We start from the raw sequence: 10,878 nt of genomic DNA on the forward strand, positions 1-10,878 counted from the left end.
CGACCTGATCGACGACCGACAATTTAAAGGTCAGCGTGTAGTCTCGCTGACTACGCCTTTTTGCTGATTCCATTACGTCCTCCTGAAAAACAGATCAGAAGGTGTAAACCTTATTCAGGACGGGACACCGGACACAAAAAAGGCGACTACCGTGCGGTAGTCGCCTTTTTTATTACCGAAAAACAGAACCCTGTGGGAGCGGGCTTGCTCGCGAAGAGGCCCTTTGTGGCAATACAGATCTCAGATCCGATAAGTACTCTTGGTCATCACCTTCGCCAACAGACTCATCCCGAACTTCACCGGCGCCGGAAAACGGAAACCGCCCGCATCCAGTGCGCTCTCTGCATGATGCTCTTCATCAATGCGCATCTGTTCCAGAATCGCCCGGGACTTCTCGTCCTCGGCCGGCAATTGTTCCAGGTGCTCGTTCAGGTGCTTGCACACCTGATGCTCGGTGGCCGCGACGAAGCCAAGGCTGACCTTGTCACTGATCAGGCCGGCCACGGCACCAATACCGAACGACATGCCGTAGAACAGCGGATTGAGCACACTGGTATGGCTGCCCAGTTGATGGATGCGCTGTTCGCACCACACCAGATGGTCGATTTCCTCTTCGGCGGCGTGCTCCATGGCTGCACGCACCTGCGGCAACTTGGCGGTCAGCGCCTGGCCCTGGTACAGCGCCTGGGCGCAGACCTCACCGGTGTGGTTGATGCGCATCAGGCCGGCGACGTGGCGGGTGTCTTCGTCGCTCATTTGCACATCCGGCTGCACAATGGCTGGCGACGGACGGTACGGCTGGCCGCTGAAAGGCAGCAGCGTGCGCATCGCGGCGTCGGCTTGCAGCAGAAGACGGTCAATCGGCGAGTAGTGACGTTGGGTAGTCATGCTGACCTCCGGGAAAAATCTCGACCGCCAGTTTAACCGAATCGGCCGGGGAAGGTTTGCGCTGGGTCATTTGCCACGCAGTCATGCTTTTTGTGGGAGCGGGGTTGCTCGCGAAGACGTCGGCACATTCAAAATATCAGTGCCAGACAATCCGCTTTCGCGAGCAAGCCCGCTCCCACAGGGTTTCCGCTGAATCAGCCCGGCGGCCAGTTCATCTGACGCTGACCGAGTACATGCATATGAATGTGATAGACGGTCTGCCCACCTTTTTCATTGCAGTTCATCACCACCCGGAAGCCTTCCTCGCAGCCCAGCTCCAGCGCCAGACGCTGGGCAGTGAACAGAATGTGCCCGGCCAATGCCTTGTCGTCTTCGGTCAGGTCGTTGAGGGTGCGTACCGGTTTCTTCGGGATCACCAGAAAATGCACCGGTGCCTGAGGTGCGATGTCGTGGAACGCCAGAACCTGGTCGTCCTCGTAAATGATCTTGGCCGGGATCTCCCGGTTGATGATCTTGGTGAACAGAGTATCCACTGCTGTTTTCTCCGTTGTGGGGGCTGGCCTGAGTGTACTCATGGGAAATGACCCCGCCCAGTGTTTTGCCGTAGGACAGTTCAGCGCGGGCAGTAAGCCTTGTTGACCATGCCGACGATGGTGCGATTGAGCCAGCGCGAGCCGAGGCGTGGCAGGAAGGCCAGCCAGCGGTTGCGCCGTCCCGGAATGATGATGGCGCGGTTTTTCTCCAGCGCACGCACGGTGTACAGCGCGACTTCCTCGGGACTCATCAGCAGTTTGCTGTCCTTGAGTTTGTCGCTATTGAGCTGCGCGGTGCGGAAAAAAGCGGTGCGGGTCGGGCCGGGGCAAAGTACCGAGACTTTGACCGCGCTCTGTTTCAGTTCAACCCTCAGCGCTTCGGAGAAGTGCAGAACGTAAGCCTTGCTGGCGTAGTAAGTGCTCATCCACGGGCCGGGATTGAACGCCGCCACCGAGGCGACGTTGAGGATCTGCCCGCCGCCCTGCAGCGCCATGCTGTTGCCGATGGCGTGGCACAGGCGGGTGAGGGCGAGGATGTTGACTTCAATCAGATCCTGCTCGGTCATCCAGTCTTGGGCGAGGAACGGGCCGCAGGTGCCGATGCCGGCGCAATTGACCAGCAGATCAATCTGCCGGTCGCCTTCTTCCAGTTCCAGCAGGAAGCCGGACAAGCGCAATGGCTCGCCCAGATCGCAGGCGCGGAACAACACCTCCACGCCAAAGCGCTGGGTCAGTTCGATCGCGATACTTTCCAGCTGATCACGCTGGCGGGCCACCAGAATCAGGCTGCGGCCGCGCCTGGCCAGAGCTTCAGCCATGGCCAGGCCGATGCCGCTGGAGGCGCCGGTGATCAGAGCGTAACGGGTCATGCAATTCTCCATCGCAACAGCTCCGCGCCAGCGACGCAGGTGTCACGGCGGGGAGCGTTGTTCATTCTTTCGCAGAGTCTACAGGGGCCGGGGCCGCTTCGGCTGCATCGTCCACGGAATTCGCCGGTTCAGTCTCGACCTCGACTTCATCGGTGGTGACCGAGCCGCTTTCGTAGCTGCTCTCAAGGTTGCTTTCGTATTCCTGCTGAATCGCCGAGATACCGCCGAGCATGCCGCCGGCAAATACCAGGGCGAAGAACACGATCCACAACGAGCACAGCACTTTGACCGCGGTGCTGTTGGGCGGCGGCGGCGGGCCGTAGCGATTGGCCCCGGTGTTGCCCGGCACGACCATGATCACCAGCGGGAAGAAGCTGCCCACGAACGGTACCAGGTTCAGCAGCCAGAGCCAGCCAGACCAGCCGATGTCGTGCAGGCGCTGCACGCTGAACAGAATGCTGACAATGATGAAGCCGAGGAACAGGAAGAACGCGAATAGCCCGCCGATGATCAGGCCGGTGGTGGAGTCGCCACTGACCAGCCCCAGACCGATAAATGCAAATATCGCCACGATCGGCAGGGTCACCAGGCTCAGCACCATGGTCCAGGCCAGAAACCGCAGGCGTCCGATCCGGCCCTCGACGCTGAAGGGTTTGAGCTCGGCAAAGGCTGGCAGGTTCTCGCCAACGTTGGCGCGCGGTGGTGCGTAGGGCGAGACTGGTTCGGCAAGAGCGGGTTGATGTTCGTGCACGTCCTCCAGATTCAGCTCGATTGCCGTCTCCGCCTCGATCCGCGCATCGATCCCGGTCTTGCTCAGTGCTTGCAGATAGGTCTGCGCATCGCTGTGGGTCAGGTCGCGTTTGAGGGCGACGGTGCTGCCGTTGAACAGGCGTTCGATGGCGGCAACATCGCTTTTGAACAGGGCCGCCAGATTGAGCTTGGCGGTGGTGAGATCGACACCGGGCTGTAGAGCACCGTCGAAAACGATCTTGTAACGAGGTTCGCTCATAGCCGAGGCATCCTTGTCGCGAGTGAATTGAAGGTCAGCAAGTGTAAGGCCAGTCGGTGGATGACTGGCCTGATTTTTCTCAGCGCGGCCAGCGTTTCGGCAACTGCGCCGCGCGTTCCAGCGCCTGACGATATTCCGCATCGAGCCGGGCGATCAACTGATCCACACTCGGCAGGTCGCCAATCTGGCCTACGCCCTGGCCGGCTGACCACACGGTCTTCCAGGCCTTGGCTTCGTCGTTGATCGGTTTGAGTTTGTCACCGAAATTGACTTCGCCCTTGCCTTGCAGCGCCGCCATGTCAAAACCCGCCGCCTCCAGGCTTTGGCGCATGAAGCTGGCCGGTACTCCGGAGACTGCAGGAGTATGAATGATGTCCGCCGCCTTGGCCGTCAGCAGCATGTCCTTATAGGCGTCAGGCGCATGACTTTCGGTGGTGCCGATAAATCGCGTACCGAAGTAGGCCAGATCCGCGCCGAGCAGCTGCGCGGCCAAAATCTCATGGCCGTGGTTAAGACATCCGGCAAGCAACAGGGTTTTATCGAAGAATTCACGGATCTCGGCGATCAGTGCAAATGGGCTCCAGGTGCCGGCATGACCCCCGGCGCCCGCCGCGACCGCGATCAAGCCGTCGACTCCGGCTTCGGCGGCTTTCTCGGCATGCCGGCGCGTGGTCACGTCGTGGAATACCAGGCCGCCATAGCTGTGCACGGCATCGACCAGTTCCTTCACCGCGCCGAGGCTGGTGATGACAATCGGCACCTTGTGCTCGACGCAGATATTCAGATCCGCCTGCAAGCGCGGATTGCTGTTGTGCACGATCAGGTTCACCGCATACGGCGCGGGGTCGTCCAATGTCGCCAGGCCCGCTTCAATCTGCTCCAGCCAGGCCTTGAAGCCGCTGCTTTCACGCTGGTTCAGCGCCGGAAAACTGCCAACCACGCCGTTACGGCAGCAGGCGAGCACCAGCTCCGGGTTGGAGATCAGGAACATCGGCGCCGCCACTACCGGCAAGCGCAGACGTTGTTCGAGCAAAGCGGGCAGCGACATTGGAAATCCCCCGAGGTGTGATGCCTGTTATGAAATTAGAACGGCTTGACCACGACCAGAATTACGATAGCCAGCAATATCAGAACCGGCACTTCATTGAACCAGCGATAAAAGACATGGCTGCGGGTGTTCTCGCCACGGGCGAAGCGTTTTACCTGCGCGCCGCACATGTGGTGGTAGCCGATCAGCAAGACCACCAGGGTCAGCTTGGCGTGAATCCAGCCGCCCATGCTGAAGATGCCCGGATTGAGGTAGATCAGCCAGCCGCCGAAAATCAGCGTGGCGATCATCGCCGGGCCCATGATGCCGCGATACAGTTTGCGCTCCATGAGGCTGAAGCGTTCCTTGCTGATCGCGTCTTCACTTTGCGCGTGATAAACGAACAGCCGCGGCAAGTAGAACAGCCCGGCAAACCAGCAGACGACGCTGACGATGTGAAACGCTTTGATCCATAGATAGAGCATTTTTAGTTATTCCCAGGTTCACGGTAGCCGGGATAGTAGAGGCTTGAGCGTCCGCACGTCACCTTGATGGTTGTCGCAGGGGCGCGTGGCCCCTATTATCGACGGCTTTCCAGTGGGTTCGTTGAGGGCAGGTTTATGGTCAAGGTCGGTATCGTCGGCGGCACGGGTTACACCGGTGTCGAACTGCTGCGTCTGTTGGCACAGCATCCGCAGGCAGAAGTGGTGGTGATCACTTCCCGATCCGAGGCCGGTCTGGCCGTGGCTGACATGTACCCGAACCTGCGCGGTCACTACGACGGTCTGGCGTTCAGCGTGCCGGACATCAAAACCCTGGGGGCTTGCGATGTGGTGTTCTTCGCCACCCCGCACGGCGTTGCTCATGCGTTGGCCGGTGAACTGCTGGCTGCGGGCACCAAGGTCATCGACCTGTCCGCGGACTTCCGTCTGCAGGACGCTGAAGAATGGGCCAAGTGGTATGGCCAGCCACACGGTGCGCCGGAATTGCTGGACGAGGCGGTCTATGGTCTGCCGGAAGTCAATCGCGAGCAGATCAAGAAGGCACGTCTGATCGCCGTGCCGGGCTGCTATCCAACCGCTACGCAGTTGGGTTTCCTGCCGCTGCTTGAAGCGGGTCTGGCTGACACTTCGCGTCTGATCGCCGACTGCAAATCCGGCGTCAGCGGTGCCGGTCGCGGTGCTTCTGTAGGCTCGCTGTACTCCGAAACGTCGGAAAGCATGAAGGCTTACGCGGTGAAAGGTCACCGTCATCTGCCGGAAATTCGCCAGGGTCTGCGTCGCGCTGCCGGTAAGGATGTCGGTTTGACGTTCGTCCCGCACCTGACTCCGATGATCCGTGGCATTCATTCCACGCTCTACGCGACCGTGGTCGATCGTTCGGTGGATCTGCAGGCACTGTTCGAAAAGCGTTATGCCAACGAGCCGTTCGTCGACGTGATGCCGGCCGGCAGCCATCCGGAAACTCGCAGCGTGCGTGGCGCCAACGTCTGCCGCATCGCTGTGCATCGTCCGCAGGATGGTGATCTGGTGGTGGTGCTGTCGGTGATCGACAACCTGGTCAAAGGCGCGTCGGGTCAGGCGGTGCAGAACATGAATATCCTGTTCGGGCTGGATGAGCGCTTCGGCCTGTCCCACGCCGGCATGCTGCCGTAACACTTTCGGCAACACGGCAAAAAGGCCCGTCAAACGGGCCTTTTTGCATTCTGGGCAGTTGGTCGGGTTTATTGATATACCGTAACAATAGTTGACCGATTTTCTAGGACAAGCGGATAATGCGCGTCATCACGCATTATGGCGGCGTAACGCCGGGAGATAGTCAGCATGAGCGTCGAATCCTTCACCCCCACGGCTTTGCAATTCACTCAAGGTGCTGCGCACAAGGTGAAGAGCCTGGTCGATGAAGAGGGGAATGATCGCTTGAAGCTGCGCGTATTCGTTACGGGCGGCGGTTGTTCGGGGTTTCAGTACGGCTTCACCTTCGATGAAGATGTGGCCGAGGACGACACCATCGTCGAACGCGAAGGCGTGAGTCTGGTGGTTGATCCGATGAGTTTCCAGTACCTGGCGGGTGCCGAAGTGGACTATCAGGAAGGTCTGGAAGGTTCGCGCTTCGTGATCAAGAACCCGAACGCCACCACGACCTGTGGTTGCGGCTCTTCGTTCTCGATCTGATCGCACCTCGCTGCACACAACAAAACGCCGCAGAGCCTTACGGTTCTGCGGCGTTTTTTGTTGCGGGCGTTTTATTCAGTTGGGATAGATGGCGCCGAGTACCCGCAGGCCTTTGGCGCCGGTGACACTCGGGCGATTGGCGGCAATGCCTTCTAGGCAGCAATGAGCAAGCCAGGCGAAGGCCATTGCCTCGACCCAGTCCGGATCGACACCGTGAGTCGCGGTGCTGGCGACGGTAGCGTTTGGCAGCAGCTCGGCAAGACGTTTCATCAGCGTAGCGTTGTGAGCGCCGCCGCCGCAGACCAGCATTTCCCGAGTATCGGATTGAGCGCTTTGCAGCGACTCGACGATGGTCAGCGCCGTCAGTTCGAGCAGCGTTGCCTGAACGTTTTCAGCAGCGAAGCTCGGCAAACTTGAGAGAAGGTGCTCCAGCCACGGCAGGTTGAACACTTCCCGGCCTGTGCTCTTCGGGCCTTTGGTCACGAAGAACGGGTCGCCCAGCAGAGCTTTCAGCAAGACTGGCTCGACCGTGCCGGTGGCTGCCCACTGGCCGTTGCGATCGTAGTTCTCGCCGCGTTGCTGATGAATCCAGGCATCCATCAGCACATTCCCAGGGCCGCAGTCGAAACCGGCTACAGGCCGGGTCGGCTCTATCAGACTCAGATTGCTGAAACCGCCGACATTCAAGACTGCACGGTTGCCGCTACGCTCTTCGAACAAAGCTTCATGGAAGGCTGGCACCAGTGGGGCGCCTTGGCCGCCAGCTGCCACATCGCGGCTGCGGAAATCGCTGATCACGGTGATGCCGGTCAGCTCTGTCAGGAGTGCGGGATTGCCGATTTGCACAGTGAAGCCACGAGCGGGCTCATGACGAATGGTCTGGCCATGACTGCCGATTGCTCGAATGGCTTCAGGCTTCAGCTGCTGCTGATCGAGGAGGGTATGGATGCCCTGGGCCGCTAGTTTTACCCAGTGCTGCTGGGCGATCGCCGAGCGGGCGATCTCGTCGGGGCCACTGGCGCACAAGCCAAGCAGCTCGGCGCGCAGGGATTCAGGCATGGGGATGTAATGCGTGGCGATCAGTTTGATCGCCGAGGTCTGCTCGATCAGGGCGATGTCCAGCCCATCGAGACTGGTGCCGGACATCACGCCGATATAAAGAGCCATGGCTTAGCGCTTGCTCGAAGCCAGCATGGTGGCCTTCTCTTGATCCATGCGCGCCATCAACGGCTGGCTCTGCGCAAGGAAGCGTGCGCGCTCGGACTTGGCGATCGGATCTGCCATCGGCAGCTTCTGGCCCAGTGGGTCGACGTGAACACCGTTGACCTGGAACTCATAGTGCAAGTGCGGTCCGGTGGACAGGCCGGTGGTACCAATGTAGCCGATCACCTGGCCCTGCTTGACGTTGCCGCCGGTTTTCACGCCTTTGGCGAAGCCCTGCATGTGACCATACAGCGTGCGGTAGGTGTTGCCGTGCTGGATGATCACCGTGTTGCCGTAGCCACCGCGGCGACCGGCCAGCAGCACTTTACCGTCGCCGGCAGCCTTGATCGGCGTACCGCGTGGGGCCGCGTAATCGACACCTTTGTGGGCGCGGATCTTGTTGAGGATCGGGTGTTTGCGGCCCATGGAGAATTTCGAGCTGATGCGGGCGAAGTCCACCGGGGTACGGATGAACGCTTTGCGCATGCTGTTGCCATCGGCAGTGTAGTAGCTGCTGTTGCCTTGTTTGTTGGTGTAACGCACGGCGGTGTAGGTCTTGCCGCGGTTGGTGAAGCGCGCAGACAGAATCGGGCCGGTGCCAACGGCCTTGCCGTTGACCACTTTCTGCTCGTAGATCACGTCGAATTCGTCGCCCTGACGGATGTCCTGAGCGAAGTCGACGTCGTAGCCGAAGACGCTGGCCATGTCCATGGTCAGGCTATGAGACAGTCCTGCGCGGGCAGCGGATTGTGACAGGGAGCTATTGATCACGCCGTGCACGTAAGCAGTGCGAACGGTTGGCTTGGCTGTTACGCGGTTGAATGCGTAGCCCTTGTCGTTCTTGGTCAGGGTAATGGTTTCGACGTCGCTGACCTTGCTGTGCAGGCTGGTCAGTTGGCCTTCCGGGTTCAATTCGAACTCCAGCTTCTGGCCGTGCTTGAGCTGGCTGAACTGTTTGGCCTGTTTGTCGCTGGCCAGAACTTCGTGCACGGCAGCGGCTGGCAGACCGACTTTCTCGAACAGTGTAGAGAGTGTATCGCCCTTGGAGACTACAACTTCGCGGTGTCCTGGCGCTTTTGGTTTCTCGGCGACTGGGGCTGGCGCAGGTTCGGCCTCAGCGGTTTTCGGAGTGTCTTCGGTGCTGTTTTCGATCTGGGCGAAAGGTGAGGCTACTGGCTCATTTGTGGCTTGAACCGCGTCAGCAGCGTCTTGATCTTGTGTCAGTTGTTCAGCAGGACTTTCCAGTTCAAGGCTCAGGGTTGTCTTTTTGGCTTCAACATCACTGGAAGGAAATACCAGGAGCGCCAGGCTGAGAAGGGCGGCGATTCCACTTGCGGCGAGCAGGTGGGTCTTCGGGTAAAGCGGTGGCGCTTTAGACGGTTCAGTGGTCATAAGTAATTTTGACTTTGAAAAAAGATGAATTGGAAAAGATGAATGACATGATGAAGATGAAATAACTGTATAAAATATAACCAAATCATCCCCGAAGCAAGTCTACAGACACCCAGTCTGCAGATTGGTGTCCGTGCGCCGGGCAAAACTTGTAATTGGTGCACGATCTTGTATGGTTGGTTCCCTTTGAATCTGAGCCTTGCGGGTCTGTTATGAAGTCGGTTGAAGAGCAGCTAGCGCTGATTAAACGTGGTGCGGAAGAATTATTGGTCGAGTCCGAGCTGATCGAGAAGCTCAAGCGCGGCCAGCCGCTGCGTATCAAGGCTGGTTTCGATCCAACCGCCCCGGATCTGCACTTGGGTCACACCGTGCTTATTAATAAGCTGCGCCAGTTCCAGGAATTGGGGCATCAGGTGATCTTCCTTATTGGTGACTTCACCGGGATGATCGGTGATCCAAGCGGCAAGAGTGCAACTCGTCCTCCTTTGACTCGCGAGCAGGTTCTGGAAAACGCCGAGACGTACAAGACTCAAGTGTTCAAGATTCTTGATCCGGCGAAGACCGAAGTTGCGTTCAACTCCACCTGGATGGATCAGATGGGGCCGGCGGACTTCATTCGGCTGACTTCGCAATACACTGTCGCTCGCATGCTTGAGCGTGATGACTTCGACAAGCGTTACACCACCAACCAGCCGATCGCAATTCACGAGTTTCTCTATCCGCTGGTTCAGGGATATGACTCGGTTGCTCTGCGCGCGGATGTTGAGTTGGGCGGTACCGATCAGAAGTTCAACCTGCTGATGGGGCGTGAGCTGCAGCGTGGGTATGGCCAGGAAGCTCAATGCATTCTGACCATGCCGTTGCTCGAAGGTCTGGATGGCGTGAAGAAGATGTCCAAGTCGTTGGGCAATTACGTTGGTATCCAGGAAGCGCCGGGTGTCATGTACGGCAAGTTGGTTTCTATTCCGGATGCGCTGATGTGGCGTTACTTTGAGCTGCTCAGCTTCCGTTCGATGGATGAGATCAATGCCTTCCGTGCAGATGTTGAGGCTGGAGCTAACCCGCGCGACATCAAGATCAAGTTGGCGGAAGAGATTGTTGCGCGCTTTCATGGTGAGGAGGCTGCGGCCAATGCTCATCGCGCTGCCGGAAACCGTATGAAGGATGGCGAGCTACCGGATGATCTGCCGGAGATCGAGTTGGCTTCTGCTGAGGATATGCCGATTGCCGCCGTCCTTAATAAGGCAGGCCTGGTGAAGAACTCGGCGGCGGCGCGTGATCTGTTGGCTTCCGGTGGCGTGCGTGTGGATGGTGAGGTAGTTGATCGCTCCTTTATATATGTACTGGGTGCGACTCACGTCTGCCAGGCCGGCAAGAAGGCATTTGCTCGCATCACACTGAAATCTGAATAAAATTTCAAATAAGGGTTGACGGCGAATTTTAGATGTCTATAATTCGCCCCACTTCCGGTGCAGTCGAAACGGAAAACTCCTTGAGATTCAATGAGTTATGCAGTTTTCGACAGCAAGTTGCTTCAGTTCATCGAAGCCAAAAGGAAGTTGAAAAAGAGGTGTTGACAGCAGCGTGTAACGCTGTAGAATTCGCCTCCCGCTGACGAGAGATCGGAAGCGCAAGTGGTTGAAGTTGTTGAAGAATTCTTCGAAAACTTCTGAAAATAATCACTTGACAGCAAATGAGGCTGCTGTAGAATGCGCGCCTCGGTTGAGACGAAAGATCTTAACCAACCGCTCTTTAACAACTGAATCAAGCAATTCGTGTGGGT

At 58.4% G+C, this 10,878-nt stretch carries 11 protein-coding genes; 3 read left to right on the forward strand and 8 right to left on the reverse strand.

Translation table 11 applies throughout. The features are described from left to right. Nucleotides 1-240 precede the first annotated feature (240 nt). The 6 genes from coq7 to hemJ all read right to left on the reverse strand — a co-directional run bounded on the left by coq7 (nt 241) and on the right by hemJ (nt 4,811). Nucleotides 241-888 carry a 2-polyprenyl-3-methyl-6-methoxy-1,4-benzoquinone monooxygenase gene (gene coq7, locus CKW11_RS27255; RefSeq protein WP_027610738.1) on the reverse strand — a complete coding sequence of 216 codons (648 nt, stop codon included), beginning with the start codon at nt 886-888 and terminating at the stop codon, nt 241-243. Between the two features lie 194 nt (nt 889-1,082). After that, nucleotides 1,083-1,421 (reverse strand): histidine triad nucleotide-binding protein, encoded by a 339-nt coding sequence (locus tag CKW11_RS27260; protein ID WP_003228789.1) that lies wholly within the window; start codon nt 1,419-1,421, stop codon nt 1,083-1,085. 80 nt (nt 1,422-1,501) lie between these two features. Further along, complete coding sequence (locus CKW11_RS27265; RefSeq protein ID WP_027610739.1) at nt 1,502-2,290, reverse strand: SDR family oxidoreductase; 789 nt, start codon at nt 2,288-2,290, stop codon at nt 1,502-1,504. 61 nt (nt 2,291-2,351) lie between these two features. Then, entirely contained in the window at nt 2,352-3,299 is a 948-nt protein-coding gene (locus CKW11_RS27270) for a DUF805 domain-containing protein (RefSeq protein WP_095140143.1), read from the reverse strand. Nucleotides 3,300-3,378: 79 nt separating this feature from the next. After that, a complete protein-coding gene (locus CKW11_RS27275) occupies nt 3,379-4,347 on the reverse strand; it encodes a nitronate monooxygenase family protein (RefSeq protein ID WP_095140144.1) in 969 nt (322 codons plus the stop codon). A gap of 35 nt (nt 4,348-4,382) precedes the next feature. Continuing rightward, nucleotides 4,383-4,811 (reverse strand): protoporphyrinogen oxidase HemJ, encoded by a 429-nt coding sequence (gene hemJ / locus CKW11_RS27280; protein ID WP_027610742.1) that lies wholly within the window; start codon nt 4,809-4,811, stop codon nt 4,383-4,385. A gap of 135 nt (nt 4,812-4,946) precedes the next feature. Between hemJ and argC the strand changes: the two genes are divergently transcribed. Continuing rightward, entirely contained in the window at nt 4,947-5,981 is a 1,035-nt protein-coding gene (gene argC / locus CKW11_RS27285) for an N-acetyl-gamma-glutamyl-phosphate reductase (RefSeq protein ID WP_047296942.1), read from the forward strand. A 168-nt stretch (nt 5,982-6,149) separates the two neighbouring features. Next, the gene (erpA, locus tag CKW11_RS27290; RefSeq protein ID WP_003228776.1) at nt 6,150-6,500 is read left to right on the forward strand and encodes an iron-sulfur cluster insertion protein ErpA; all 351 of its coding nucleotides are present in this window, start codon (nt 6,150-6,152) and stop codon (nt 6,498-6,500) included. A 75-nt stretch (nt 6,501-6,575) separates the two neighbouring features. Here erpA and CKW11_RS27295 read toward each other — a convergent pair whose 3' ends face one another. Both CKW11_RS27295 and CKW11_RS27300 read right to left on the reverse strand, forming a co-directional pair. Further along, entirely contained in the window at nt 6,576-7,667 is a 1,092-nt protein-coding gene (locus tag CKW11_RS27295) for an anhydro-N-acetylmuramic acid kinase (RefSeq protein WP_095140145.1), read from the reverse strand. A gap of 3 nt (nt 7,668-7,670) precedes the next feature. Further along, nucleotides 7,671-9,095, reverse strand: coding sequence for a peptidoglycan DD-metalloendopeptidase family protein (locus CKW11_RS27300; RefSeq protein ID WP_095140146.1), 1,425 nt, complete (start codon nt 9,093-9,095; stop codon nt 7,671-7,673). Between the two features lie 212 nt (nt 9,096-9,307). On the opposite strand from CKW11_RS27300, the gene tyrS reads away from it, so the two are divergent. After that, nucleotides 9,308-10,507, forward strand: coding sequence for a tyrosine--tRNA ligase (tyrS, locus tag CKW11_RS27305; protein WP_095140147.1), 1,200 nt, complete (start codon nt 9,308-9,310; stop codon nt 10,505-10,507). Nucleotides 10,508-10,878 lie beyond the last annotated feature (371 nt).

Origin of the sequence: Pseudomonas sp. Irchel s3a10 (genome assembly GCF_900187525.1) — a bacterium.
Taxonomy (GTDB): Bacteria; Pseudomonadota; Gammaproteobacteria; order Pseudomonadales; family Pseudomonadaceae; genus Aquipseudomonas; species Aquipseudomonas koreensis_G.